Consider the following 25550-nt stretch of genomic DNA (forward strand, 5'->3'; position numbering starts at 1 on the left):
CGACCCGATTCGGCGAGGGGAGCGCGGCGATGATGTCGTCGCTGGTAGTGGACCGCGTGACGGTGGAGTACACCGCCGGAGCGCCGGTGCTGCGTGACGTGTCCGTGGCGGCCCAGGCCGGCCGCATGCTCGCGGTGACCGGCCCGTCCGGCGCGGGCAAGACGACGCTGCTGCGGGCCATGGCGGGGGTGCTGCGCCCGGTCAGCGGCGCGGTGGCCGTGGACGGCAAGCCGCTGCGCGACCGCGACGACGCGGTGTCGCGCCGGGTGGTGCTCATCCCGCAGGACAACGGCCTCGCCACCATCCTCACCGCGGGCGAGAACGTGCAGGTCGTGCTCGTGGCCAACGGGTTCTCCCCGGAGGACGCCCGCCGCGCCACGGCCGAGTCGCTGGAGCACGTCGGCCTGTCCGCGCAGGCGGGGCAGCTCGTCGAGGAGCTGTCCGGTGGCCAGCAGCAGCGTACGGCGATCGCCCGCGGCCTGGCCCTGTCCGGCGCGGTGCTGCTGGCCGACGAGGTCACCAGCGAGCTGGACGCCGCCAACCGGGCCCGGGTGCTCGACCTGCTGCGCGCCGAGGCGGACCGGGGCGCCTGCGTCGTGCTGGCCACCCACGACCTGGAGGCCGCCGCGGCCTGCGACGCCGAACTGCACCTGCTCGACGGCGCTGCCGAGCTGGTCCGGGCCTGACCCGGCCCCCGCCCTGGCGCGATCACGCCCGACCCCACCCCTGGTCCGGACCCGATCGCGCCCGGCCTCACCCCCGGTCCGTGACCGCGCCGGGCTCCACCCCTGATCCGCCGCCCGTGGAAGCGCTTCCCGCGCCCCGACGGGTATCCCCGAAGAGGTAGCGCATGCTTCGCTTGGTGCTCGGCGTGCTGGCGAGCCGCCGCAGCCAGGCCGTCACCCTGGCCGTGCTCGCCGTGCTGGCGGTCGCCGCCGGCACCGCCGCGCCGCTCTACGCCTCCGCCGCCGACCGCGCCGTGGTGGCCGCCGAGCTGCGCGCCGCCACCGCGGCCGAGCGGGCCATCACGTTCACCGCGGAGATCGCCGCGGCGAACGGGTACACCTCCCAGCTCGACAGCCTGCGCGGCCAGATCGCCGAACGCACCGACGGCAGCGGGCTCACCGAGATCGTCGGGGTGCACGCCGACGGGCGGGTGCCCGGCGCCGACCCGGTCGACGCGCCGCTGTCCATGCGCGCGGACGTGTGCGACCACCTCGTGTTCACCGCCGGGAGCTGCCCCGCCGCCGCGGGCGAGGTGGCGATCAGCGAGCCCACCGCGCAGCGGCTCGGGGTCGGCACCGGCGGCGAGTTCGTCTACGAGGCGCACCGGGCTCCGGAGCGGGTGACGCTGCGCGTGGTCGGCGTGTACGACCCGGCGGGCCCGCTGGCCACCGGCGACCCGTACTGGGCCGGCCGGGCCGGCTACACGCCGCGGCCGCAGCGGGTGGGCAACCCGCTGTTCGTGGCCGCGCCGACGGTGGCGGAGCTCCAGGCCACCACGCTGATCGCGACCGTGGACATGATCGCCGGGGACGAGGCGTTCACCGCCGGCAACCTCGACGGGCTGACCGAGGTGGTCAAGCCCGGCATGGGGCTGGTCGGCGTACGGATCGACAACGGCCTGCCCCGGCTGCTGCAGCGCATCGAGGACACCCGTGCGGTGCTGAGCCTGGCCGCCCCGCTCGGCGCGGTGCAGCTGCTGGTCGTGTGCTGGTTCGTGCTACTGATGGCGATCGGCTACACCGCCTCCGAGCGGCGCAGCGAGCTGGCGCTGGGCCTGCTGCGGGGTGTGCCGCCGCGGCACCGGGCGCTGCTCGCGCTCGGCCCGACCGCGCTCGTGCTGCTGGTCGCCGCCCCGTTCGGGGTGCTGCTGGGCTGGCTCCTGGTGCGGCTGCTGACCTGGGCGACGTTCGCGCGGGCGCAGGACGTCGTGCTCGGCCAGGGAGCGCTGCTGGCGGCCGGCGGCACGCTGCTCGTCGTCATGATCAGCGCCGCGGTCGCCGAGCGCCGGGTGTTCTCCGGCTCGCTCATGGAGGGGCTGCGGCAGGTGCCGACCCGGCGACGGCGGCGCGTCGGTCTGGTCGAGCTGGGGGTGGCGGTGGTCGCCCTGGCCGCGATCGGGCAGTCGTACGCCTCGGACAGCCAGGAGGGCGGGCTGCCCCTGCTCGCGCCGCTGCTGCTGGCGATCGTGGTCGGCCTGCTCACCGCCCGGGTGGTGCGCTCCGCGGCGACCCGGTTCGGCGCGTCCCGGCTGCACCGGGGCAGGCTCGCGCACGGGCTCGCCGCGCTCCAGGTGGCCCGCCGCCCCGGCGCGGACCGCCTGGTCGCGCTGACCGTCGTCGCGGTGGCCCTGGTCGGGTACACCGTGAGCGCGTGGGACGTGGCCGCGAACGCGGCCCGGGAACGTGCCGAACTGACGCTGGGCGCGCCGCGGGCGCTGACCGTGTACGCCCCGTCGCGTACCGCGCTGCTGACCGCGGTCGCCAAGGCCGACCCGGCGGGCGCCTGGGCCATGGCGGTGACCCGCCAGGACGATCCGGACATGACCCTGCTCGGTGTGGACAGCGCCCGGCTTGCCGCCGTCGCCTTGTGGCCGGCCGGCTCGACCGTGTCCGCGGCGGATACCGCCCGCTTGCTGCGCGCCCCGGCGGGCGAGCCGGTGATCGTGGCAGGTGGCGGCCTGGAGTTCGACGTGAGCACCACCGCTGACTTCGACGGGCCCATGCGGCTGACCGCCGCCCTGGTCGGGCCGGACGGGGCGCCGGTCACCGGCGCGGTCGAGATCGCCGACGGGGCGGGGCGCACGCAGTACCGGCTGGATCTGCCCGCGTGCGCCGTCGCGCCCGGCTGCCGGCTGTTCTGGCTCAGCTTCCCCGTGTCACCCGACGGCTTCCGGCTGAGCGGGCTGCGCCAGCTCGGCCCGGACCGCACCCTGCTGGAGGGACGGGCCGCCGGCGCGGCCTCGCGGTGGCGGGCCGAGCTGGGCGCCGAGCGCGAGGTCACCGTGCTCAACTTCGACGACGGGGTGAGCCTGAACTACGTGCCCAGCGACCCGCGCCAGATCAGCACCGACATCAGGCTGTACGTGTCCGACGCGCCCTTGCCGCTGCCGGTGGTCGCGGCCGGGCCGCCGTGGCTGGCGCACACCGGCGAGCTGGCCGAGATCGAGCCGCTGCAGGCGCTGCCCCGGCCGGTGGACCTGCGCTGGGTGTCGCCGGTGCTGCCGGGCGCGGGCACCGAAGGGGCGCTGTTCGACCTGCAGGCCGCCGACCGGCTCAGCGGCAGCCGGGACAACGCGATCCAGTTGCAGGTGTGGCTGAACGCCGCCGCTCCGGCCGACGCGGTGGACCGGTTGCGCGCGGCGGGCCTGGTGCCGGTGCGCGACGAGGTGGTGGCCCAGCGCGTCGACCGCTACCGCGAGCAGGGCGCGGGACTGGCGCTGCGGCTGCACCTGGCCGCGGCGGTGCTGAGCGTGCTGCTGGTGGCACTGGCCGTGCTCGTGCTGGCGGCGACGGACCGGCGTAACCGGTCGGCCGAGCTGGCGGCCCTGCGTACGCAGGGACTGCCCGCCGGTGCGGCCGCCCGCGCGGGCCGCCTCGGCAACCTCGCCATGATCGGGATCGCCGCGCCGGTGGGCGCGCTGACGGCCGCCGTGGCGTGGGCAGTCAGTGGTCCGGCCCGGCAGATGCTCACCGCCAGCGGTGGGCTCGCACCACCGGGACCCGGTCTGGCGCCGGTCGCGGCGGCAATCGCCGCGGCCACGGCGGTGCTGCTGGTGGCCGCGCTGACGGCCGGACGTTCCCTGGTCAGGGCCACCACCGGCCGCCCCGGCAATGCGGAGGGACAGCGATGACGGCGCTGCTGTGGGCGATGGTGCGGGCCCGGCGCGGGCTGGCCGTGATCACGCTGCTGCTGACGGCGCTGGCCGCGGCCGCCGCCGCGGCGGGACCGCTCTACCAGGACGCGGCAGCCGTGTCGCTGCGCGGCGTCGAGGTGGCCGCGGCCACCGTCGGCGAACGGGTGGTCACCGCGCAGACCTCGGACGACCAGCGGGGCGGCGACCAGCCGCTGCGCCCGTACGTGCCCGGCATGATCACGCTCAGCGGCACCTCGGCCCAGGTCGTCGTCACCGGCGAGCAGGGCGAGGACAACGAGCGGGGCATGTTCCTGGCCACCCGGACCGGGATCTGCGAGCACCTCGTGATCGTCCGGGGACGCTGCGCCACCGGCGAGCGCGAGGTCGTGCTGCGCGAGGACGCCGGCGCCGAACTCGGCGCAGTGCTCGGCCAGGACCTGGAGTTCCGCACGCCGCCGACCGGTTCGTGGGAGCCCGACCCGCCCTTGCCGGTGCGCCTCACCGTCGTCGGCTTCTATGAGCCGGTCCGGCTCGCCGACCCGTACTGGGGCGACCGCCAGGTCCTCACCGGCCTCGATCAGCCCGCCGCGTTCGCCACCGAGCGCTCCGTGGCGGCCGTCGACGGCAGCCGGATGCGCATGGTGGACCTCCTGGTCACCCCCGCGGCGTTCGACGACATCGACCGGCTGCGCGACGACCTCGGCGACGCCGAGTCCGAGCTGGACGCGGGCGGCTTCGGCACCGACTCCGAGCTGGACAACCTCATCGCGCGGATCAGGGCCGGCGAGGAGCAGCTCGCGTCGAGCCTGCTGCTGGCGGCCGTGCCGCTGGTGATGCTGTGCTGGCTGGTCCTGTTCATCGCGGTGGCCGGCGGCGTCGAGCAGCGGCGCGGCGAGCTGGGCCTGACCGCGCTGCGCGGCGTGCCCGCCCGCACCCGGTGGTGGCTGGCCACCGCCGAGACGTCCGTGCCGGTGCTGGTCGCGGTGATCCCCGGCTACCTGCTCGGGTACGCGGCGACCGCGCTGCTCGCGACGATCGCGCTGCCGGGTTCGCCGCCGGTGTACCTGAACCCGGCGTCGGCGCTGTACACGGCCGTGGCGGTGCTCGGCGCGCTGCTGGCCGGGATGCTCGCGCAGGTGCGTGCCCTCACCACGCCGGTGCTCGGCCTGCTGCGCCGGGCCCGGGTGCGCCGCCGCGGCGGCCTCGTCGGCGGCGTCGAGGCGGTGGTCGGCGCGCTCGCGCTGGTCGCCGGATACCAGGTCGCGGCGGGCGGGGACACCGGCTCGGGCGGCATCGGGCTGCTCGCGCCGCTGTGCATCGCGCTGGGCCTGGGCCTGGTCGCGGCGCGTGCGATCGGCGTGCCCGCCGAGCGGCTGGGCCGCCGGGCGCTGCGCCGCGGGCGGCTGCGCACCGGGCTGGCCGCGCTGACGCTGGCCCGGGGCGGCGGCACGCACTGGGTCGTGGTGCTGCTGACCGTCGTGTTCGGGCTGCTCGGCTTCGCGCTGTCGGCCCGGGACGTCGCCGCGCGGGCCTGGTACGAGCGGGCCGAGGTGCAGGTCGGCGCGGCCCGGGTGCTGCAGGTAGAGGCGCTGCCCGCGGCCGGCCTGCTGCACGCGGTGCACACCGCGGACCCGGCCGGGCGGTACGCGATGGCGGCCATGCGGGTCAACGTGAACACCGAGACGAAACTGCTGGCGGTGGACAGCTCCCGGCTCGCGGCGGTGGCGCTGTGGCCGGACGCGTACGGGACCACCGCCCCGGCCGAGGTGGCCCGGCAGTTGCGGCCCGCCGAGGTCACGCCGCTCTCGCTGACCGCGGCCGAGGTCGAGGTCACCGTCACGCTGGACCGGATCGAGCCGGGCGCCACGGCGGGCCTCACCCTGCGCCTGGTCGGCGTCGGCGGCGCGCAGTCCAGCGTCCGGCTGGAGAAGCTGAAGCCGGGCACGCACGCGTACCGGATCGCCACGCCCACCTGCGCGGCCGGTCCCTGCCAGCTCAGGCAGCTGTCGGTGGACCTGTTCACGCCCAAGCGCTACCTGGTCGACCTGACCGTCGGCGACCTGCGCGACCCCGCCGGCAAGACGGTGCTCAGCGGCGCGGACCTGGCGAGCCACCGCTGGCGGCTGCCGCAGACCAGCGCCGCGCGGCCCGTGCCGGATCTGGCCCCCGCCGCCGGCGGCCTGCGGGTGTCGGTGGACAGCGTGCTCACCCCCGACATGCGCGCCGCCGCCGACCCCGCGCCCGACCCGCTGCCCCTGGTCGCCGCCGGTGACCTGCCGCCCGAGCTGCTCGGCGCGGGCGGCACGGTGCGGGTCCCGATCGTCCGGACGGGCACCCTGCCCCTGGTCCCGCGGTACGGGGCGCACGGCGCGCTGGTCGACCTGCAGTACGCCGACCTGCGGGTGGGCGGCGAATCGGACGCCCAGGAGCCCGAGGTGTGGCTGTCCGCCGACGCGCCCGCCGACCTGGTCCAGCGCCTGGAGGCGAGCGGGCTGAAGGTGCTCGGCGAGCGCGACGCGGCCGGGCAGCTGCGCCTCTACGAGGAGCAGGCCCCCGCGCTCGCGATGCTGTTCCTGGCCGCGGCCGCGCTGGTCGGCGTGCTCTTCGCCGCGGGCGGCCTGCTGGTCACCGCGGTGCTCGAACGCGGCCGCGCCGACGCGAGCACGGCGTCGCTGCGTACGCAGGGGGTGCGCGAGGCGGTGCTGCGCGGTGCGGACCTGGGCGGGCGGTTCGCCCTGGTGCTCGCGGGCACCGTGATAGGCCTGCTGGCCGCGGCGCTGTCGTGGGCGCTGGCCCGCGGCGTGCTGCCGGTGTTCGGCGACGGGGGCACCGCCGTGCCCCCGCCCGACCTGCCGGGTCCGCTGGTCGCCGCCCCGATCGCGGTGGCCCTGCTGGTGCTGTTGACAACGTGCCTGCTCGCCACGAGGGTGGCGCGCGGGAGCGAGGGAGCGACGTCGTGAAGAACTCCAGCCTGACCGGTCTGGCCGTGGTGTGCCGCCGGGTCGTGCACATCTACCGCGCCGAGGGCGGCGACGTGGTGGCGCTGGCCGGCGTCGACCTGGACATCGCGCCGGGGGAGCGGGTGGCCCTGGTCGGGCCGTCCGGCTCCGGCAAGTCGACGCTGATCGCGCTGCTCGCCGGGCTGATGCGGCCCAGCGCGGGGCGGGTGCAGATCGGCCTGGTCGACATCGGCCGGATCAGCGAGGCCGAGCTGGCCCGGCTGCGGGGCACCGACCTGGGCGTGGTGCTGCAGGGGGCGCGGCGCAACCTGCTGCCGTACGCCACCGTGCTCAGCAACGTGTGGCTGGCCCAGCGCCGGGCGGCGCACGTACGCCCCGCCGATCTGGAGCCGCCGGAGCGCATCCTGTCGCTGCTCGGGCTGACCGGGCTGGGCCACCGCAAGGTGCAGGACCTGCCGCCGGGTGCGGCGCAGCGGGCCGCGATCGCGGTCGGCATGGCCGCCTCGCCGGGGTTGCTGCTCGTCGACGAGCCGACGAGCCAGCTCGACCGGACGGCGCGGGACGAGGTGCTGGCGGCGCTGGAGGCGGTCAACACCGAGCGCGGCACCACGATCGTGGCCGTGACGCATGACCCGGATGTGGGCGCGCGGCTGGGGCGGGCGGTGACCATCCGGGACGGCCGGGTCGGCTCGGAGGGGCGCGACGGGCGGGAGTTCGCGGTCATCGCCGGGGACGGCACCGTGCAGCTGCCGCCGGACGTGCTGGATGTGCTGCCGCCCGGCACGCTGCTGTCGGTCGAGCACGCCAACGGCAAGGTCACCCTGGTCACGGACGACCACTCGGTGTCGGTGCCGGTCGCGTCAGAGGCCGCCTGACGGCCGGCGCGCCCGCTGCCCCGGTTTTCGATCGACGTTGGCCTATTACATCGACTTCGATCGCGTGACAGTCGATGTCATAGGCCAACGTCGATGGCGAGTCGGAGCCGGCGACCCGGCGCGGCGGTTATCCGGTGGGGTCCGGTGTCGGAATGGCGACACGGGGCTCGGCGAGGTCAGGTGGTGAGGTCGTGGCGGAGGACGGGGGACAGGCCGGTGGCGTCGGTGGTGCCCTCGATGACGACCGAGGCGGCGCGGCCGTGGTGGGTCAGCGTGGCGACGGCGCTGCCGAAGTACGGCGGGTCGTACGCCTGCCAGCGCACACCCGGACGGGGCACGCCGAACAGGCGGGCGACCAGGGCCGCCGGGCCGGACAGCGCCCGCCACCAGCCCACCCGCAGCAGCGTGCGCATGACGCCCTGGATGCTCTGATGCAGCGGCGAGCAGGTGATCTGGTGCACGGTCGCGGTCGCGCCGGGGATCGCGGCCCGGGCGACGTACGAGTGGTGCACGTCCCCGCCGAGCACGCTCACCGTCGCCGGACCGCGCACCCCGGCGATCAGCGCGGTCAGCTCGTCGAAGGAGTGCCCGACGGCCGCCCAGTGCTCCAGGTCGTACTTCTGGCGCAGCCGCTCCATGCCGGGCCGTTTCGCGGCCAGCACCTCGATCACGGCTTCCCCGTGATGGATCGTGGGCGCGAGCAGCCAGGGCAGCGAGCAGGCCAGCACGAGGTGGTCGCAGTCGGCGCGGGCCTGCGCGGCGAGGTCGTCCCAGTGCTCCTGGGGCCACATGCGCCGCTCGGGCCCGTCGATCACCCGGTTGCCGCGGCAGTCGAGCATGATCAGCCGGGTCCGCCCGACGTCGACGGTGTATCCCCACGGGTAGGGGTCCGGCCCGGCCGGAGTGGCGACCCGGGCCGCGAACTCGGTCAGCACCGCGGTGGCGTCCTCGCCGGCCCGGATGCGCGTCCACACCGGGTCGCGGTCGAGCTGGTCGGGGGTGAGGTTGCCGAGGTGCTGGAACAGCCAGTACGAGGCGATGCCGGTGGTGCTGCGCTCGTCCCACCAGGGCTCGCGGCGCACCTCGGCGAGCCAGGCGGCCGAGGAGTTCCAGTCGTCCATGATCTCGTGGTCGTCGAAGATCATCACGCTGGGCACGGTGGACAGCAGCCAGCGGACCGGCAGCTCGGTCCACGACTCGTGGTAGAGGTGCACGTACTCGGCGAAGGTGACGACGTGGCCCTCGGGTGCGGAGTCCGGCCTCGCCTGCCCGGCCAGCCAGCTGCGGGTGGGGGCGGACAGGCCGTCGGCGTAGATCTGGTCGCCGATCAGCGCCAGCAGGTCGGGCAGGTCGGCGCGCCCGTGCCGGGCCTGCGCGAGCAGCCGGTGCCCGAGCGCCTCCAGCGCGTCCGGGTCGTGCCCGGCCTCGGCGTGGGTCTGCGCGCTCGCCTCGCGGCACGAGCCGAACGCGATCACCGCGTCCGCGTGTCCCGGATCGCGGATGGTGATCACCGAAGCGGGGTATCCCGGCAGCGGCCACACGGCCGCGCCGTCGAGTTCGACGGTGTACGAGCTCGCGCCGGCGGGCAGCCCGGCCAGCACCACCAGTCCCACGTGCACCCCGAACGCCTCGAACGTGTCCGACGTCACGCTCGCCGCACCGGCCCGCACGCGCACCCGCGCGGGCTGGTCGGTCTGTACCCAGATGACCGCCTGGTCACCGTCGACGCGCCGGAGCAGGGGCCCGAGGAGGAGGTTCGCCACGCGGACATCCTCCGTGATCGGGACGGTGGGAGCCAGGGCCGGGGCTGTCGTATCGGCGCGCGCGGCCTCCGGTGTGCGCCGGACGCCCCGAGGTTTGAGAGGATGCCCAGCATGAAAGACGCGCTCGTCCCCGTACTCGTCGTCATCGGCCTGCTGCTGCTGGCCGGGCTGACGCTGTTCCTGGTCCGCCGGCCGGGCCGCGGCACGCTGCCGCAGGCGCCGGAGGGCGAGCGCCCGGGGATCGAGCGCGGCGAGAAGATCCCGCCGAGCGTGATCGCCCCGCCCGCGCCGGAGAAGGCCGCACCCGAGAAGGCGGCGCCGGAGAAGGCCAAGGAGCAGCCCGCGCCGGGCAAGCCGGCCGTCGTGCCCGCCCCGGCCCCGCCCGCCCCGGTGGAGACGGCGCCGCCGGTCGCGCCGCCGAAGGCCGAGCCGGAGATCGAGAAGCCGGAGCCGACCGCGGGCCGCCTGGTGCGGCTGCGCGCCCGGCTGTCGCGCTCGCAGAACGTCTTCGGCAAGGGCCTGCTCGGCCTGCTGTCCCGCGACCACCTCGACGACGACGCGTGGGACGAGGTCGAGGAGAGCCTGATCAGCGCCGACGTGGGCGTGCAGGCGACCACCGAGATCGTGGCGAAGCTGCGCGAGCGCACCCGGGTGCTGGGCACCCGGACCACCACCGACCTGCGCTCGCTGCTCGCCGAGGAGCTGACCGAGGCGCTGGACCCGAAGCTGGACCGCTCGCTGCACACCGGGGTGGTGGACGGCAAGCCGTCGGTGATCCTGGTCGTCGGCGTGAACGGCGCCGGCAAGACCACCAGCTGCGGCAAGATCGCCCGGGTGCTGGTGGCCGACGGCCACACCGTGGTGCTGGGCGCGGCCGACACCTTCCGCGCGGCCGCCGCCGAGCAGCTGGCCACCTGGGCGAGCCGGGTCGGGGCGCAGGTCGTACGCGGTCCCGAGGGCGGTGACCCGGCCGCCGTCGCCTTCGACGCGGTCAAGAAGGGCATCGACGCGGGCGTGGACACCGTGCTCATCGACACCGCCGGCCGGCTGCAGAACAAGGTCGGCCTGATGGACGAGCTGGGCAAGATCAAGCGCGTGGTGGAGAAGCACGGCCCGGTCTCGGAGACCCTGCTGGTGCTCGACGCGACCGCGGGACAGAATGGGCTGAGCCAGGCTCGGGTCTTCACCGAGGTCGCCGATGTCACCGGCGTGGTGCTCACTAAATTGGACGGCACGGCGAAGGGCGGTATCGTGATCGCGGTGCAGCGTGCTCTCGGCATTCCGGTGAAGCTGGTCGGCCTCGGCGAGGGTCCCGACGATCTGGCACCCTTCGACCCCGCTCAGTTCGTCTCCGCCCTGCTGGGCGACGAGTGACGAGCCGACGAGCGACGAGCAGCTGACGAGTCCATGGTGACAGCCCCTTTCCAGGATCCCACCGAGATCCCGCTGCGTGGCGGGAACGTCAGCACGGTGGTGCGGGTAGGCGAGACGGTCCGGCGCAACGCCGGGCCGTGGACGCCGACCGTGCACGCCCTGCTGCGCCATCTCGAGTACGCCGGTTTCACCGGTTCCCCCCGTGCCCTGGGCATGGACGAGCACGGCCGCGAGGTGCTGTCGTACCTGCCGGGCGAGTGCGGGGAGTACCCGCTGGCCCCGCACTGGGTCACCGACGAGGCGCTGGTCACCGTCGCCACCATGCTGCGGATGTTCCACGACGCACAGGCCGGTTTCCGGACCCCGCCGGGTGGGGTCTGGCGCTCGTTCGGGCCGCCCCCGCCGGACGCGGAGATCATCTGCCACCACGACGCCGCCCCGCACAACGTCATCTGGCGGCCGGACGGCACCCTCGCGATGATCGACTTCGACCTGGCCTCGCCCGGGTCGCGCATCTACGACGTGGCGTACGCCGCGTGGACCTGGGTGCCGATCTTCAGTGACCGGGACTCGATCACGCTCGGCTGGCACCGGCCGGACCGCCCGCGCCGGCTGCGCCTGTTCGCCGACGCGTACGGGCTGATCCCGCGCGACCGGCACCGTCTCGTGCGGACCATCCGCAAGCGCATCGTGGACCACGTCGAGGGCATCCGCCGCCTCGCCACAGCGGGGGAGCCGGCGTTCGTACGGATCGTGCAGAAGGGCCACCTTCGGCGGCCGCTTCGCGACCTTCGGCTGATTGACTACGAGCGGTACACGCTGGAGCACGCGCTGCGCTGAAACGCGCCATGAATGGTCTCCTCACGTGTGAACATTTCTTCACACGTACGAAACAGATCGTGACGTGCCGGAAACCGAGCCGCGTCATTGCGTGAAACGTGGGTTGGCAATGCTGCCCCCCAACCAGCACCGATGGCACTGCGGCGATCGGTCCGGGATGACACGAACGGCACTCCGCCGACACGGCGGAGCCACGGCGGTCGACCTCGGGGGCTGGCTGGGAGGAACCCACTCACTTAGGAGGGCAGCGTGCTGCTCGCTGAAGATCCACCGACGATCGACACCGGTAACACAGCGTGGCTGCTGGTCTCGTCCGCTCTGGTGCTGCTCATGACTCCGGGTCTGGCGCTGTTCTACGGCGGCCTGAACCGTGCCAAGGGCGTCCTCAACATGATGATCATGAGCTTCGCTTCCATCGGGCTCGTATCGGTCATCTGGGTCGTCTACGGCTTCTCCGCCGCGTTCGGCACGAACGACGACGCGGGACTGAACGCGGTCATCGGTAACTTCTCCACGTACCTGGGGATGCCGATCGACAAGACGGGCGAGATCTGGTTCCTGGCCGGCGCGTCGACGGGCATCCCGACCTACGTGTTCGCCATCTTCCAGATGATGTTCGCGATCATCACGGTCGCTCTGATCAGCGGCGCGATCTCCGACCGGGCGAAGTTCGCCGGCTGGCTCGTCTTCGCCTTCGCCTGGGTCACCCTGGTCTACATCCCGGTCGCGCACTGGGTCTGGGGCGGCGGCTTCATCGGCGCCAAGATCTTCGCGCTCGACTTCGCGGGTGGCACCGCGGTGCACATCAACGCCGGTGCCGCGGGCCTGGCCGTCGCCATCGTGCTCGGCAAGCGCATCGGCTGGCCGAAGGACAAGTTCAAGCCGCACAACGTGCCGTTCGTCGCCCTGGGCGCCGGTCTGCTGTGGTTCGGCTGGTTCGGGTTCAACGCGGGCTCCGAGCTCACCGTCGACGCCATCACCGGGGTCGCGTTCCTGAACACCCAGGTGGCCACGGCGGCCGGTCTGCTCGGCTGGCTCGTCGTCGAGTGGTTCCGTGACGGCAAGCCCACCCTGGTCGGCGCTTCCTCCGGCGCGGTCGCCGGCCTGGTCGCGATCACCCCGGCCTGCGGGTTCATCCCGACCCTGCCCGCGGTGCTGCTCGGCCTGGTGGCCGGTGCGGTCTGCGCGCTGGCGGTCGGCCTGAAGTACAAGCTCGGCTACGACGACTCGCTCGACGTGGTCGGTGTGCACTTCGTCGGCGGCTGGATCGGCTCGCTGTTCATCGGCCTGTTCGCCAGCACCGAGCTGAACTCCTTCATCACCACGCTGGGCGGTCAGGACGGCCTGTTCTACGGCGGCGGCGTGACGCAGCTCGGCCGGCAGGCGCTGGCCAGCGGCATCGTGACGGTCTTCTCGTTCGTGGTCGCGGCGGTGCTCGCGTTCGTGATCGACAAGACCATCGGCTTCCGGGTCAAGCCCGAGGCCGAGGTGGAGGGCATCGACGTGGCCGAGCACGCGGAGAGCGGATACGACCTCTCGCCCACCACGGGCAGCGGCAGCGCCGGTGCGTTCGCGCTGGCCGGTATCGCCGGCACGAAGGCCCCCAAGGCCGATGTGGAAGAGACGGCACCGGCCACCGAAAAGGTGTCCGGCTAAGGTTCCCAGATGGAGGGGTTGAGCATGAAGCTGGTCACCGCCGTCATCAAGCCGTACCAGTTGGACGCTGTGAAGGAGGCTCTGCACGCCATGGGCGTCGCCGGGCTGACGGTCAGCGAGGTCCAGGGTTACGGCCGGCAGAAGGGCCACACCGAGGTGTACCGGGGTGCCGAGTACACGGTGGAGTTCCTGCCGAAGATCCGGATCGAGGTGGTCACGGACGAGCTGGACGTGGAGAAGGTCGTCGACTCCATCGTCACCGCCGCCCGGACCGGCAAGATCGGGGACGGAAAGGTATGGGTCACCGAGGTCTCCGAGGTGGTCCGGGTCCGCACCGGCGAGCGCGGTCTCGACGCGCTCTGAGGCAGTAGCCGTAACAACCTGAAAGAGGACCACATGGGCCCGGGGAACGTCGTAGCTTCCGCATCGGACAGCGCGGCGGGCCCCGGGCCCGACTATGCGCGCCTAGCGCTGCGCGAGCCGGGCTCCATCGGCGCGGTCGCCCGGCTCGCGCGGGCCGGCGCACTCGACGGCTGGCTGGGCCGCCTGCTGCCGGACATCCCCGGGGTCGCCCTCGTGGCCGTCGGCGGCCTGGGCCGCCGGGAGTGCACCCCGCACGGCGACCTGGACCTGATCCTGGTGCACACCGGGGTGCCGGGGATCGACGAGCTGGCCGCCTCCCTCTGGTATCCCATCTGGGACGCCCGGATGGGCCTGGACCACTCCACCCGCACCGTCGCCGAGTCGCTCGACGCGGCCCACGACGACGTCAAGGTGGCCCTCGGACTGCTGGACGCCCGCCACATCGCCGGCGACCCGGCCCTGTCCGGGCAGCTCAGCCGAGCCGCGGTGGACCAGTGGCGGCGCACCGCCCGCCGCCAGCTGCTGCGGCTGCGCGAACTCGTCGAGGAGCGCCACGCCGCCCACGGCGAGCTGGCGTACCTGCTCGAAGGCGACCTCAAGGAGGCCGCCGGGGGTCTGCGCGACGTCGGCGTGCTGCGCGGCATCGGTGTCGCCGGAGTCGCCGACGCGCTGCCGCCCCAGGTGCGCGCCGCCGCGACCCGGCTGCTCGACGTACGCGACGCGCTGCACGTCAGCATCGGCCGCCGCAACGACCGGCTGCGGGCCCAGGAGCGCCTGCAGGTGGCGGAGCTGCTCGGGCTCGCCGACGGCGACGCGCTGCTGCGCCGGATCGGGCTCGACGCGCGTACCGTCTCCTGGTCGCTGACCGACGCCTGGCGCTCGGTGCAGCGCTGGAACGCCGCCGCCACCCGCGGCGGCGACACGCGCGCCCGCGAGGCGGTGGCCGTGCGCCGCCCGATCGCCCGGGACGTGGTCGCCGCGGACGGCGAGATCGTGCTGGCCCGCGCCGCGGTCGGCCCGCACCCCGACCCGTCGCTGTCGCTGCGCGTGGCGGCCGCCGCCGCGCAGCACCAGATGCCCATCGCGCGGGCCACGCTGGAGTGGCTGGCCCGGTTCTGCCCGCCGCTGCCGACTCCGTGGCCCGCCTCGGCCCGTACCGCCCTGCTGACCCTGCTCGGGGCCGGCACCGGGCTGGTCACCGCGTGGGAGGCGTGCGACCGGTTCGGGCTCACCTCGGCCTGGCTGCCGCAGTGGACCCGGCTGCGCGGCACCCCGCAGCACCACCCCGTGCACCGCTTCACCCTCGACCGGCACCTGGTGCAGGCCGCCGCCAACGCCTCCACCTGGTCACGCGAGGTGGCCCGGCCGGACCTGCTGGTGCTCGGCGCCCTGCTGCACGACGTCGGCAAGGGCCTGCCCGGCGACCACAGCGAGGTCGGCGCGGAGCTGGCCCGCGAGATCGCCACCGAGATCGGCCTGCCGCCCGCCGACGTCGACACCATCGCCGCGCTGGTCCGATACCACCTGGTGCTGCCCGACACCGCGACCCGGCGCGACCTCGACGACCCGGCGACGATCAACCACGTCGCCAAGCTCGTCGGGGACACCGGCACCCTGGAACTGCTGCAGATGCTCGCCCGGTCCGACGCCCAGGCCACCGGCCCGGCCGCCTGGTCGGGGTGGAAGTCCAAGCTCATCGACGACCTGTGTACGCGGGTGCGCAAGGTGCTCGGCGGCGGGCAGCTGCCCGAGCCCACCCTGCCCGACCCGGCGCTGCTGGCCGGGCCGCTGCCGGTGGTGCAGGTCGCCGACGACTGGGTGGCGCTCGCCGCGCACGACCGCGTCGGGCTGCTCGCCGCCGTCGCCGGCTGCCTGGCCACGCACAAGCTGGAGATCGTCGCCGCGGGCACGTCCACGATCGGCGAGCGGGCCATCATCGAATGCGCCGTCAACAACCGGTACGGCACGGCGCCCGACCGGGAGCTGCTCGCCGCTGACCTGCGCCGGGTGGGGCTGGACCAGCTCGGGCTGCCCCGCCGCCTGGGCAGCGGCCGCAAGCCGGTCACCGGGGCCGAGCCGCGCGTCATCTGGGGCGAGGCCACCGGCGCGACGCTGCTGGAACTGCGCGCCACGGACTCACCCGGCCTGCTCTTCCGGGTCACCTCCGCGCTGGCCGAGCTCGGCGTCGACGTGCGCACCGCCCGCGTCTCCACCCTCGGCGCCGACGTCGTCGACGCCTTCTACCTGGTCGGCGACATCGACCGCCCCGCCGTCGAAACCGCCGTCCTCGCCGCCGTCTGACCCCGGCCCATCCCCGATTTTATCGACGCTGGCCTATCGCATCGAAAATGATCTACGGTCAGTCGACGTGATAGGCCAGCGTCGATGGGGGACGGGGCGGGGCGGGGCCTGGTGGCCGTGGGAGGGTGCGGCGGTGGGGTGGGCGGTTGTGGCACGTGGTGGCTTGGGTATGGGATGACCCTGGCGGCAGTGGGACCGGGCCGTGAGGGCAGCGGCTACCCTTACCAAGGCTGCCTGTAGCCGCTCATTCAGACGAACTCGAACAATTGGGGATGTTGCGCTGTGTTTGACACCCTGAGCGACCGGCTCTCCGGCATCTTCTCCAAGCTGCGGAGCAAGGGCCGGCTCACCGACGCCGACGTGGACGCCACCGCCCGGGAGATCCGGCTGGCGCTGCTGGAGGCGGATGTCGCCCTGCCGGTGGTGAAGGCCTTCATCTTCCGGCTCAAGGAGCGGGCGCGCGGCGCGCAGGTCTCGCAGGCGCTCAACCCGGCCCAGCAGATCATCAAGATCGTGCACGAGGAGCTGGTCGCGGTCCTCGGCGGGCAGGCGCGGCGGCTCCAGTTCGCCAAGCAGCCGCCCACCGTGATCATGCTGGCCGGTCTGCAGGGTTCCGGTAAGACCACGCTCGCGGGCAAGCTCGCCCGGTGGCTCAAGGCCCAGGGCAACCAGCCGCTGCTGGTCGCCTGCGACCTCCAGCGCCCCAACGCCGTCAACCAGCTGCAGGTGCTCGGCCAGCGCGCGGGCGTCGAGGTGTACGCGCCGGAGCCCGGCAACGGCACCGGTGACCCCGTACAGGTCGCCAAGGACTCGATCGAGCACGCGCGCCGCCACATGCGCGACATCGTGATCGTCGACACCGCCGGCCGCCTCGGCATCGACACCGAGATGATGGCGCAGGCCGCCGCGATCCGCGACGCCGTCAACCCCGACGAGGTCATCTTCGTCATCGACGCGATGGTCGGCCAGGACGCGGTGGCGACCGCGGAGGCGTTCCGCGACGGCGTCGGCATCAGCGGTGTCGTGCTCTCCAAGCTCGACGGCGACGCCCGCGGTGGCGCCGCGCTGTCCGTGCGCGAGGTCACCGGCCAGCCGATCCTGTTCGCGTCCACCGGCGAGAAGCTGGAGGACTTCGACGTCTTCCACCCCGACCGGATGGCCAGCCGCATCCTCGGCATGGGCGACGTGCTGACCCTCATCGAGCAGGCCGAGCAGGCCTTCGACGAGGAGCAGAAGGAGAAGATGGCGGCGAAGCTGCTCGGGGGCGAGCAGTTCACGCTGGAGGACTTCCTCGACCAGCTCATCGCGGTACGCCGGATGGGTCCCATCGCGAACCTGCTGGGCATGATGCCGGGCATGGGCCAGATGAAGGACCAGCTGGCCGAGCTGGACGACAGCCACTTCGACAAGGTCACCGCGATCATCCGCTCGATGACCCCGGGCGAGCGCAGCACGCCGAAGATCCTCAACGGTTCCCGCCGGGCCCGCATCGCCCGTGGTTCGGGTGTCACCGTCACCGACGTGAACCAGCTGCTCAACCGCTTCGAGCAGGCGCAGAAGATGATGAAGCAGATGGGCGGCATGATGGGCCTGCCCGGCGGCGGCCGCCGCAAGGCGACGAAGTCGCCGAAGAACAAGCGCAAGGGCACCAAGGGCGGCGGTGGCGGCGGCGGTCGCTTCCCGGCCGGCCTGCCCGGCATGGGCGGCATGCCGCAGCTTCCGCCGGGTATGGACCCGGCCGCCCTGGAGCAGCAGATGGGTATGGGCGGCGGCAGCCCGTTCAAGGCCCCGAAGCTCGACTTCGGCAAGCTGATGAAGGGCGACGACAAGGACAAGGACAAGTAGGTCCCGTCCGCCGCACGGAGTTTTCGAAGATCGCCACCTCAGGGTCCGCTACCGGTCACCCCCCGACGCCGGGCCTGAGGTGGCGATCTTCGTCTGCATGGGATCGATGCATGCAGTCGGGGAGGCGCCGGCACAGATGCTGACTGCCATCAACTCAGCTGTGCCGACGCCCCGCGCCTGCATCCATTATCGAACATGTGTTCGAACAAGCGCAAGGGATCACCCTCGATCCACTGTCGCGTCAGCCTCCCGGGTGACCCGTCATCGTGAGCCAGGCTTCGGATTCGTGCAGCCGGGCGGAACTGCGCGGAAGCACTGGGCCGCCTACGGGCAGCACCGCGCGTAGTCGCGCCAGCTCGACCTCGGTGCCGATGGCAGCGCGGTGCTCGGCGTAGTGCCCGCAAGCCCACGTCAGGAAGGTCTCGTCGACGTGCGCGAACGCAGCCGGGCGAGACTGCTGCTCCCGCCCGCGCCGGTCCATGCCAGCACGACGAACAACCCGGTCACGGGGGAGGCGGGCGCGACGAACCTGCCTCCCGTCACGACGAAGCGGGCCGGGACCGGCCGCCCACGTATGACAGCCAGCAGGTATCCGCCGATCGGCGCGAAGTTGCCGAGCAATGTCAGCCCGAGGACGGCGATCGTGAACACGCCGCCGGGGAAGGCGTTCGACCGTGACGAGCTGGTTCACCGCCACATTGCGGCCGAGCTGCAAGGCGAACCCGGCCGGCGCGAAACCCACGATGGTGATCCGGAGCCGGGCGCACACGGTAAACGCGGTGATCAACGTGAGCCTGGCGGGTCCGCCGAGACAGCGCGCCCATCGCGGCCGTTATGTGGCGACCTGGCTCTTGTCCGCCGTCGCGCAGACCTGCCGCAGGCGCCGCAACTCGGACTCGGTGCCCACAGCCGGCCGGTGCTCCGGATGGAACGTGTAATGGTGCACGGCCGCGACCAGGAACGCCGTGTCGACGTGCGATAGGTCCACCGGCAGGTTGTGCCAGCGCACCCGGCCCGGCTGGATCTCGCGCACGTAGAAGGTCGTGTCGCCGGGCGCGGGCGGCAGCGCGTCGCCCCGGGCGACCGCGTCCCACGGCACCCGCGTGCGCCGCCATCCGCCCAGGATCAGGTGATCCGGGGTCAGCCGGACGATCGGCCCGGGGCGCAGCGCGTCGGTGACCATCGTGCCGCCAACCAGCAGCAGCATCACGCCGAGCGGCAGCATGAGGCGGTCGGTGAGCAGCTGCCGCCCGTGGTCGCCCGACTCGGTCACCGGCACCGCGAAGGCCAGCAGGCCGAACATGATGATCCGGCGGCCCGCGAGCGCGGACACCGGAGCGTCGAAGCCGCCGTCGCGGACCAGAAACGAGGCGGGCCGGGACCGGTGGCGATGAGCGAACCACTCGTACGCGGCGTACGGCAGCACCAGCGCGGCCAGCAGCGGCAGCAGGAAGGCGGCGAACAGGGCGTCCGGGTAGCCGAGCCGCTCGGGTCCGTACGCCTCCCAGAGGAACGGCTGGGCCTGCCGCAGCAGCACCCCTACCGCGAGCAGGCAGAGCGCGACCTGGCGGAACGGGGGCAGGGGCGACATGGCGCACACCCTAACCACCGTGATCAACCGTGTGGCACAGTGCCAGCATGGCGACGGCGCTGCATGTGCGGGGCGTGGTGCTCCCCGACGACGAGGTCCGCGATCTGTGGCTGGTCGGCGACCGGGTGTCCCTGACCCCGGTGGCCGGGGCGCGGACGATCAGCGACGGCGGCTGGGTGCTGCCGGGCCTGGTCGACGCGCACTGCCACATCGGCATCGCGCCCGGCGGGGCCCCGGTGACCAGCCTGGAGCAGGCGCGGGAGCTGGCGTACGCCGACCGGGACGCCGGGGTGCTGGCGATCCGGGACGCGGGTTCGCCGTTCCCGTACGCCCAGCTCGACGACGACCACGACGTGCCGCGACTGGCCCGCGCGGGCCGGCACGTCGCGCCGCCGCGGCGGTATCTGCCCGAGATCGGCGTCGAGGTGCCCGCCGACCAGGTGGTCGCCGAAGTGACCCGGCAGGCGGCCGCGGGCACGGGCTGGGTGAAGCTGGTCGGCGACTGGATCGACCGCGACCGCGGCGACCTCGCCCCGGCCTGGGACGAGGCGACGCTCACCGCGGCCGTGGCCGCGGCCCACGCGGCGGGGGCGCGCATCACCGCGCACTGCTTCGAGGAGTCGAGCGTCGCGACGCTGGTCCGCGCGGGCATCGACTGCGTCGAGCACGGGACGGGCCTGTCCCTCGACTTGATCGACGAGATGGCGCGCCGGGGCACCGCCCTGGTGCCCACAATGATCAACATCGAGACGTTCGGGCACATCGCGGAGCGGGCCGAGGCGAAGTTCCCCGGGTACGCCAAACACATGCTCGCCCTGCGCGACCGCTTCCCGGGTGTCGTGTCCGCGGCGGCCGAGGCCGGGGTCCCGATCTACGTCGGCTCCGACGCGGGCGGCGGCATCGCGCACGGCCTGGCCGCGCAGGAGATGCTGCGCCTGCACGCCGCGGGCATGTCCGCGCTCGACGTGCTCGCGGCCGGCTCCTGGCGCGCCCGCGACTGGCTGGGCTTCCCCGGCCTCACCGAAGGCGGCCTGGCCGACCTCACCGTCTACGCCGAAGACCCCCGGCAGGACCTGCGCACCCTCCTCGCCCCGCAACGCATCGTCCTGCGCGGCCGCGTCGTCCGCTGACTCGGCCCACGCGGCCCGTGATCGTTCGAGTTGCCGGGCAGGTGTGCGTATCTTGGGTGCGCTTTCGCCCCTGTGCCTGGCAAGTCGGGCGATCTTGAGCACTTCGGGCGGCGGGCGGGGTGGGACACGGGCGGGCTGGGGGGAGCGCGGGCCGGGCGGGTCAGTAGGATGACCCGCTATGGCGCGTGTGCTCACTCCCCGGGCGGAAGACTTCCCCCGCTGGTACCAGGACCTGATCTCCAAGGCTGAGCTGGCCGACAACGGCCCGGTCCGGGGCACCATGGTCATCCGACCGACGGCGTATGCCATCTGGGAGCGGATGCAGGCCGACATGGACACCCGGATCAAGGCGGCGGGCGCGGAGAACGCGTACTTCCCGCTGTTCATCCCGGAGAGCTACCTCAAGCGCGAGGCCGAGCACGTCGAGGGCTTCTCGCCCGAGCTCGCGGTGGTCACCCACGGCGGCGGCAAGCAGCTCGCCGAGCCGGTCGTGGTGCGCCCCACCAGCGAGACCGTCATCGGCGAGTTCATGGCCAAGTGGGTCGACTCCTACCGTGACCTGCCGCTGCTGCTCAACCAGTGGGCCAACGTGGTCCGCTGGGAGATGCGCCCGCGGGTCTTCCTGCGCACGTCGGAGTTTCTGTGGCAGGAGGGGCACACCGCCCACGCCACCGAGGCCGACGCCAAGGACTACACGCTGAAGATCCACCACGAGGTGTACGAGCGCCACATGCGTGACCTGCTCGCCATCCCGGTCGTGCTGGGCCGCAAGACCAACCGCGAGCGCTTCGCGGGCGCCACCAGCACGTACACGCTGGAGGCGATGATGGGCGACGGCAAGGCGCTGCAGATGGGCACCTCGCACGAGCTCGGCCAGAACTTCGCCAAGGCGTTCGACATCGGCTACTCCTCGCAGGCCGGCACCCGCGAGTACGCGTGGACGACCTCGTGGGGCACGTCCACCCGCATGCTCGGCGGCCTGATCATGTGCCATGGCGACGACAACGGCATGCGCATCCCGCCGGCGCTCGCGCCGGTCCAGGCGCTGGTGACCGTGGTCAAGGAGACCGACGGCTCGATCACCTCCGCCGCCCGCACGCTGGTCGAGGACCTGGCCGCGGCCGGGGTCCGGGTGAAGCTCGACGACCGGGTCGACACCCCGTTCGGCCGCCGCGCCGTCGACGCCGAGCTGAAGGGCTACCCGATCCGGGTCGAGGTCGGCCCGCGCGACCTGGCCGAGGGCCGCGTCGTGCTGGTGCGCCGGTTCGACGGCTCGAAGACGCCGCTGCAGCTCGGCGAGGCCGTGGGCGCGGTCACCGCGGCGCTGGAGGCCGACCAGAAGGCGCTGTACGACGAGGCCCTGGCCCGTCGCGAGGCGCACACCGTCGAGGTGTCCACCCTGGACGAGGCCCTGGAAGCGGCCGGCACCGGCTGGGCCCGGGTGCCGTGGTCCGCGGTCGGCGTCGACGGCGAGGCGCTGGCCAACGAGCGCGCCGTCACGGTGCGCTGCCTGTTCCGGGCCGACGGCTCGATCCCGGCCTCGCAGGACGAGCCTGACCTGACCGCGATCCTGGCCCGCTCGTACTGACCCGGACGACACGAAAGCGGCCCCCGGTCAGGCTCCGGGGGCCGCTTTCGCCGTCTCACGCGGCCGGTCGCTCCGGCAGGCGCGACAGGATCACGCCAAGGGTGTCCTTGACCTGCGCCATGTCGGTCTTCAGCTCGGCGACGTCGGTTTTCAGGCCGGCGACGTCGGTCTTCAGGCCGGCGACGTCGTCGTCCAGTGTCGAGAAGCGGGCGTTCATCTCGGCGCGGGTGTCGTCCAGGTCGCGCCGCAGCCCGGTCAGGTCCGACCGGTGCTGCTGGTGGTAGACGGTGTGCCGTTCCAGCATCGCGGTGTGCTTGAGCTGCGTCTCGGCGATCTCGCCGACCTGCACGATCACCGTGGTCACATCCTCCTCGATCTTCGGGATGCGCTTGTTCTCGACGGGCCGCTGGTGCTGTTCGATGGGAATCGACATTCCCTGTCCTCCTGAGCGTGTTGCGGAACGGGACTACTCAGGAGCGGCCCCCACTCCCATCCGGTCCGGTAGTCCGGTGGTGAGCCGCCCATTTCCGCCCTCCCATGGCGGCCGGGGGTCTTGCGGTGGTGCTGTGGCGTCGGGACGACTCTAGTGTCATACGACTTGGTCAATCAAGTTCTTCGCTAGGGTTGGCACATGCGTTTCGAACCCGGACGGGTGATCCTGCACCGCCACTTCCACGGCCACCGGATCGGCCTGCTCAAGACCGCCGTGGTCGCCGCCGACGACGAGCAGGGCCTGCTGCTGTGGGTGCCCCGCGGGGCTCCGATGCTGGACCGCCTCGCCGTCGACCGGCGCGGCCTGCGGGCCATGCCGTTCTCGGAGTGGATCGAGACGGAGACGAAGCTCTGGGAGGTCACCTGGTCGGGGCCGAGCCTGCTCAAGTGGCTGCCCCGCGACGAGGACCACTCGGTGTGGTTCTTCCGTGACGAGGATGGCCGCTTCACCCGGTGGTACGTCAACCTGGAGGAGTCCGGGCAGCGCTGGGACGACGGCGATGTGGCCGGGGTCGACATCGTGGACCAGGACCTCGACATCGTGGTGACCCCGGACCGGTCCTGGCGCTGGAAGGACGAGGAGGAGTTCACCGAGCGCCTGGCGTACCCGCAGCACTACTGGGTGGCCGACGGCGAGGCGGTGCGGGCCGAGGGCGAGCGGGTGGTCAAGCTGATCGAGGCGGGCACGTTCCCGTTCGACGGCACCTGGTGCGACTTCCAGCCCGACCCGGCCTGGACGGTGCCCGCCGAGGTCCCGGCCGGCTGGGACCGCCCCCGCGTCCACCGCCCCTGACCGCCCCGGCTGACCGCCCCGCCTGACCGCCCTGCCCGGACCGTCCGTGGGGCGGCAGGGGAGTGGGCGGGTCGGTAGGGTCGCGGGGCATGTACTTCGAGACGGGGCAGACCGTGCTGCGGCGGTGCTGGCGCGGCGGGCGGATCACGTTTCTGCAGGCCACCACGGTCGTCGAGGACCGGCCGGGCGGGCTGCTGCTGTGGCTGCCGGCGGGCACGACGTACTGGCGGATCCTGACCGAGGACGGCCGCAGCCACCACGACGGCACGCTCGACGAGCTGGGGCCGGACGCCGTCCTGCGGCCGCTGACCTGGGCCGGCAACGATCTGCTGATGTGGCAGCGGCCGGGGGAGCCATGGTCGGTGTGGTGGTTCTTCCCGGGCGGTGAGTTCAGCAGCTGGTACGGCAACCTCGAGGAGCCCTTCGTCCGCTGGCGCGACGGCGGCGTGTGCGGCGTCGACTTCGCCGACAACGCGCTCGACGTGCTGGTGGAGCCGGACCTGAGCTGGCGCTGGAAGGACGAGGGAGAGCTGGCCGCCAAGACCGGCCATGCGGAGTACTGGGACGAGGCGGGCGCGGCGCGCATCCGGGCTGACGGGGCGCGGCTGATCGAGCTGGCCGAGGCGGGGGCGTTCCCGTTCGACGGGACCTGGTGTGATTTCCGTCCCGATCCGGCCTGGCCCGTGCCGCGACGCACAGCGGGTTGGGACCGCCCGCGCGCGATCCGTCCGGTTCCGTCTGGCACAATGGCTAGCTGATATTCGGTGCGTTTCCGGCTGCCCTCTAACTTCCGGGGCGCGGCGATGTCTCGAGCAACGGAGCCCGGCAACCCCACGCAGGGCGATGGCGCTCACCTCAATCCCACAGGAGTGTAAAACCGTGGCCGTTCGTATCCGGCTTCTGCGGATGGGCAAGATCCGCAACCCGCAGTACCGCATCGTCGTCGCCGACTCGCGCACCAAGCGCGACGGCAAGGCGATCGAGTACATCGGTATCTACCAGCCGAAGGAAGACCCTTCGGTCATCGAGGTCAAGTCGGACCGGGTGCAGCACTGGCTGTCGGTCGGCGCGCAGCCGAGCGAGTCCGTGATCGCCATCCTCTCCAAGACCGGCGACTGGCAGAAGTTCAAGGGCCTGCCGGCCCCGCCGCCGCTGCTGGTGGCCGCGCCGAAGGCCGACCGCAAGTCGACCTACGAGGCCGCCGCCCAGGCTGCCGCGGGCCTCGAGCCCGCCAAGGCCGCCCCGGCGAAGAAGGCCGCGAAGGCGGAGAAGGCTGCCGAGCCGGCAGCCGAGGCCAAGGTTGAGGAGCAGGCTGTTGCGGCCGGCGACGAGCAGCAGAGCTGACGCAGCCCTCCGGCCCGCGCTGGAGCACCTCGTCAAGGGCATCGTGGACCACCCGGACGACGTCCGGGTGCGTCTGGTCGACAACCGCCGCGGGCCGCGGCTGGAGGTCCGGGTTCACCCCGAGGACCTCGGCACGGTCATCGGCCGTGGTGGTCGCACCGCACGGGCCCTGCGCCAGGTGGTCGGCTCGGTCGGCGGCAAGGGCATCCGTGTCGACATCGTCGACGCGTTCTGACGGCGGATCAGCAGTCACATGCTTCTGATCGTCGGACACGTCATGCGCGCGCACGGCATCCGGGGCGAGGTCCTGGTGCATCCGCGTACTGACGAGCCCGCGTTGCGCTTCGCGGTGGGCTCGACGTTGATCGTCGAGCCCGCCGTGGCGGGACTGCCGGGCAAGCTGACCGTGGAGGAGGCGCGCCCGCACTCGGGCGAGCTGATCGTGACCTTCGCGGAGATCCCCGACCGCAACATGGCCGAGCTGGCCAAGAGCGCGGTCCTCAACGTCGACTCCGCCGACGTCCCCATGCCGGAGGACCCGGACGAGTATCTCGATCACCAGCTGGTCGGGCTCGACGTGGTCACCGTCGCCGGGGAGCCGCTGGGCAAGGTCCTCCGCATCGACCACGCGCCGGCGTCGGACCTGCTGGTGGTACGCATGCCCGACGGCCGGACCGGCCTCATCCCGTTCGTCAGCGCCATCGTGCCCGAGGTGGACGTGGCCGGCGGCCGGATCACCGTCGACCCGCCCGGCGGGCTGTTCGACCTGTGACGGG

21 protein-coding genes are annotated in these 25550 nt (G+C 73.2%); 17 read left to right on the forward strand and 4 right to left on the reverse strand.

Going from position 1 to position 25550, the window contains the following annotated elements:
* Positions 1-32: 32 nt before the first annotated feature.
* The 4 genes from Cco03nite_RS23360 (at position 33) to Cco03nite_RS23375 (ending at position 7694) form a co-directional block, all read left to right on the forward strand.
* Positions 33-686 (forward strand): ATP-binding cassette domain-containing protein, encoded by a 654-nt coding sequence (locus tag Cco03nite_RS23360; RefSeq protein ID WP_203694323.1) that lies wholly within the window; start codon positions 33-35, stop codon positions 684-686.
* Between the two features lie 164 nt (positions 687-850).
* Entirely contained in the window at positions 851-3856 is a 3006-nt protein-coding gene (locus tag Cco03nite_RS23365) for a hypothetical protein (protein ID WP_203694324.1), read from the forward strand.
* Positions 3853-6819 (forward strand): FtsX-like permease family protein, encoded by a 2967-nt coding sequence (locus tag Cco03nite_RS23370; protein ID WP_203694325.1) that lies wholly within the window; start codon positions 3853-3855, stop codon positions 6817-6819. The genes Cco03nite_RS23365 and Cco03nite_RS23370 overlap by 4 nt, the downstream gene beginning before the upstream one ends.
* A gap of 11 nt (positions 6820-6830) precedes the next feature.
* Entirely contained in the window at positions 6831-7694 is an 864-nt protein-coding gene (locus tag Cco03nite_RS23375) for an ABC transporter ATP-binding protein (protein ID WP_203694358.1), read from the forward strand.
* A 176-nt stretch (positions 7695-7870) separates the two neighbouring features.
* Here the strand turns inward: Cco03nite_RS23375 and Cco03nite_RS23380 are convergent, their stop codons facing one another.
* On the reverse strand, positions 7871-9457 hold the full coding sequence (locus Cco03nite_RS23380) for an alkaline phosphatase D family protein (protein ID WP_239167597.1): 1587 nt from the start codon (positions 9455-9457) through the stop codon (positions 7871-7873).
* A 111-nt stretch (positions 9458-9568) separates the two neighbouring features.
* Between Cco03nite_RS23380 and ftsY the strand changes: the two genes are divergently transcribed.
* The 6 genes from ftsY to ffh all read left to right on the forward strand — a co-directional run bounded on the left by ftsY (position 9569) and on the right by ffh (position 17836).
* Positions 9569-10831, forward strand: a complete 1263-nt coding sequence (gene ftsY, locus Cco03nite_RS23385) for a signal recognition particle-docking protein FtsY (RefSeq protein WP_203694326.1) — start codon at positions 9569-9571, stop codon at positions 10829-10831.
* A 33-nt stretch (positions 10832-10864) separates the two neighbouring features.
* Positions 10865-11671 (forward strand): aminoglycoside phosphotransferase family protein, encoded by an 807-nt coding sequence (locus Cco03nite_RS23390; protein ID WP_120318496.1) that lies wholly within the window; start codon positions 10865-10867, stop codon positions 11669-11671.
* A gap of 330 nt (positions 11672-12001) precedes the next feature.
* Positions 12002-13327 carry an ammonium transporter gene (locus Cco03nite_RS23395; RefSeq protein ID WP_239167599.1) on the forward strand — a complete coding sequence of 442 codons (1326 nt, stop codon included), beginning with the start codon at positions 12002-12004 and terminating at the stop codon, positions 13325-13327.
* 24 nt (positions 13328-13351) lie between these two features.
* Positions 13352-13690: a P-II family nitrogen regulator gene (locus tag Cco03nite_RS23400; RefSeq protein ID WP_166386781.1), complete on the forward strand. Its 339-nt coding sequence runs from the start codon at positions 13352-13354 to the stop codon at positions 13688-13690.
* A 33-nt stretch (positions 13691-13723) separates the two neighbouring features.
* Positions 13724-15991 carry a [protein-PII] uridylyltransferase gene (locus Cco03nite_RS23405; RefSeq protein WP_203694328.1) on the forward strand — a complete coding sequence of 756 codons (2268 nt, stop codon included), beginning with the start codon at positions 13724-13726 and terminating at the stop codon, positions 15989-15991.
* A gap of 282 nt (positions 15992-16273) precedes the next feature.
* On the forward strand, positions 16274-17836 hold the full coding sequence (gene ffh, locus Cco03nite_RS23410) for a signal recognition particle protein (protein WP_203694329.1): 1563 nt from the start codon (positions 16274-16276) through the stop codon (positions 17834-17836).
* Positions 17837-18247: 411 nt separating this feature from the next.
* Here ffh and Cco03nite_RS23415 read toward each other — a convergent pair whose 3' ends face one another.
* Both Cco03nite_RS23415 and Cco03nite_RS23420 read right to left on the reverse strand, forming a co-directional pair.
* Positions 18248-18487 (reverse strand): hypothetical protein, encoded by a 240-nt coding sequence (locus tag Cco03nite_RS23415; protein WP_203694330.1) that lies wholly within the window; start codon positions 18485-18487, stop codon positions 18248-18250.
* 181 nt (positions 18488-18668) lie between these two features.
* Positions 18669-19427: a hypothetical protein gene (locus Cco03nite_RS23420; RefSeq protein ID WP_203694331.1), complete on the reverse strand. Its 759-nt coding sequence runs from the start codon at positions 19425-19427 to the stop codon at positions 18669-18671.
* Positions 19428-19474: 47 nt separating this feature from the next.
* Here Cco03nite_RS23420 and Cco03nite_RS23425 point away from each other — a divergent pair, with 47 nt between their 5' ends.
* Both Cco03nite_RS23425 and proS read left to right on the forward strand, forming a co-directional pair.
* Complete coding sequence (locus tag Cco03nite_RS23425; RefSeq protein WP_203694332.1) at positions 19475-20557, forward strand: amidohydrolase family protein; 1083 nt, start codon at positions 19475-19477, stop codon at positions 20555-20557.
* A 178-nt stretch (positions 20558-20735) separates the two neighbouring features.
* Positions 20736-22145 carry a proline--tRNA ligase gene (gene proS, locus Cco03nite_RS23430; RefSeq protein WP_203694333.1) on the forward strand — a complete coding sequence of 470 codons (1410 nt, stop codon included), beginning with the start codon at positions 20736-20738 and terminating at the stop codon, positions 22143-22145.
* A 55-nt stretch (positions 22146-22200) separates the two neighbouring features.
* Here proS and Cco03nite_RS23435 read toward each other — a convergent pair whose 3' ends face one another.
* Complete coding sequence (locus Cco03nite_RS23435; protein ID WP_203694334.1) at positions 22201-22578, reverse strand: hypothetical protein; 378 nt, start codon at positions 22576-22578, stop codon at positions 22201-22203.
* A gap of 198 nt (positions 22579-22776) precedes the next feature.
* On the opposite strand from Cco03nite_RS23435, the gene Cco03nite_RS23440 reads away from it, so the two are divergent.
* The 5 genes from Cco03nite_RS23440 (at position 22777) to rimM (ending at position 25546) form a co-directional block, all read left to right on the forward strand.
* On the forward strand, positions 22777-23430 hold the full coding sequence (locus Cco03nite_RS23440; protein ID WP_203694335.1) for a ribonuclease FAU-1 family protein: 654 nt from the start codon (positions 22777-22779) through the stop codon (positions 23428-23430).
* An 89-nt stretch (positions 23431-23519) separates the two neighbouring features.
* Positions 23520-24188, forward strand: coding sequence for a DUF402 domain-containing protein (locus Cco03nite_RS23445; RefSeq protein WP_203694336.1), 669 nt, complete (start codon positions 23520-23522; stop codon positions 24186-24188).
* A gap of 121 nt (positions 24189-24309) precedes the next feature.
* Positions 24310-24774 (forward strand): 30S ribosomal protein S16, encoded by a 465-nt coding sequence (rpsP, locus tag Cco03nite_RS23450; RefSeq protein ID WP_203694360.1) that lies wholly within the window; start codon positions 24310-24312, stop codon positions 24772-24774.
* Positions 24746-25009: an RNA-binding protein gene (locus Cco03nite_RS23455; RefSeq protein WP_120318507.1), complete on the forward strand. Its 264-nt coding sequence runs from the start codon at positions 24746-24748 to the stop codon at positions 25007-25009. Before rpsP ends, Cco03nite_RS23455 begins: the two co-directional genes overlap by 29 nt.
* A gap of 18 nt (positions 25010-25027) precedes the next feature.
* Positions 25028-25546 carry a ribosome maturation factor RimM gene (rimM, locus tag Cco03nite_RS23460; RefSeq protein ID WP_203694337.1) on the forward strand — a complete coding sequence of 173 codons (519 nt, stop codon included), beginning with the start codon at positions 25028-25030 and terminating at the stop codon, positions 25544-25546.
* The last annotated feature ends 4 nt before the right edge of the window (positions 25547-25550 follow it).

The organism is Catellatospora coxensis (assembly GCF_016862635.1).
Taxonomy (GTDB): domain Bacteria; phylum Actinomycetota; class Actinomycetes; order Mycobacteriales; family Micromonosporaceae; genus Catellatospora; species Catellatospora coxensis.

Bases quoted from the DNA above. Each gene is read 5' to 3' on its own strand.
- Cco03nite_RS23360 (WP_203694323.1), top strand. From the start codon at position 33: ATGTCGTCGCTGGTAGTGGACCGCGTGACGGTGGAGTACACCGCCGGA.
- Cco03nite_RS23365 (WP_203694324.1), top strand. From the start codon at position 851: ATGCTTCGCTTGGTGCTCGGCGTGCTGGCGAGCCGCCGCAGCCAGGCC.
- Cco03nite_RS23370 (WP_203694325.1), top strand. From the start codon at position 3,853: ATGACGGCGCTGCTGTGGGCGATGGTGCGGGCCCGGCGCGGGCTGGCC.
- ftsY (WP_203694326.1), top strand. From the start codon at position 9,569: ATGAAAGACGCGCTCGTCCCCGTACTCGTCGTCATCGGCCTGCTGCTG.
- Cco03nite_RS23390 (WP_120318496.1), top strand. From the start codon at position 10,865: ATGGTGACAGCCCCTTTCCAGGATCCCACCGAGATCCCGCTGCGTGGC.
- Cco03nite_RS23395 (WP_239167599.1), top strand. From the start codon at position 12,002: ATGACTCCGGGTCTGGCGCTGTTCTACGGCGGCCTGAACCGTGCCAAG.
- Cco03nite_RS23400 (WP_166386781.1), top strand. From the start codon at position 13,352: ATGAAGCTGGTCACCGCCGTCATCAAGCCGTACCAGTTGGACGCTGTG.
- Cco03nite_RS23405 (WP_203694328.1), top strand. From the start codon at position 13,724: ATGGGCCCGGGGAACGTCGTAGCTTCCGCATCGGACAGCGCGGCGGGC.
- Cco03nite_RS23420 (WP_203694331.1), bottom strand. From the start codon at position 19,427: ATGTCGCCCCTGCCCCCGTTCCGCCAGGTCGCGCTCTGCCTGCTCGCG.
- Cco03nite_RS23425 (WP_203694332.1), top strand. From the start codon at position 19,475: ATGGCGACGGCGCTGCATGTGCGGGGCGTGGTGCTCCCCGACGACGAG.
- proS (WP_203694333.1), top strand. From the start codon at position 20,736: ATGGCGCGTGTGCTCACTCCCCGGGCGGAAGACTTCCCCCGCTGGTAC.
- Cco03nite_RS23435 (WP_203694334.1), bottom strand. From the start codon at position 22,578: ATGTCGATTCCCATCGAACAGCACCAGCGGCCCGTCGAGAACAAGCGC.
- Cco03nite_RS23440 (WP_203694335.1), top strand. From the start codon at position 22,777: ATGCGTTTCGAACCCGGACGGGTGATCCTGCACCGCCACTTCCACGGC.
- Cco03nite_RS23445 (WP_203694336.1), top strand. From the start codon at position 23,520: ATGTACTTCGAGACGGGGCAGACCGTGCTGCGGCGGTGCTGGCGCGGC.
- rimM (WP_203694337.1), top strand. From the start codon at position 25,028: ATGCTTCTGATCGTCGGACACGTCATGCGCGCGCACGGCATCCGGGGC.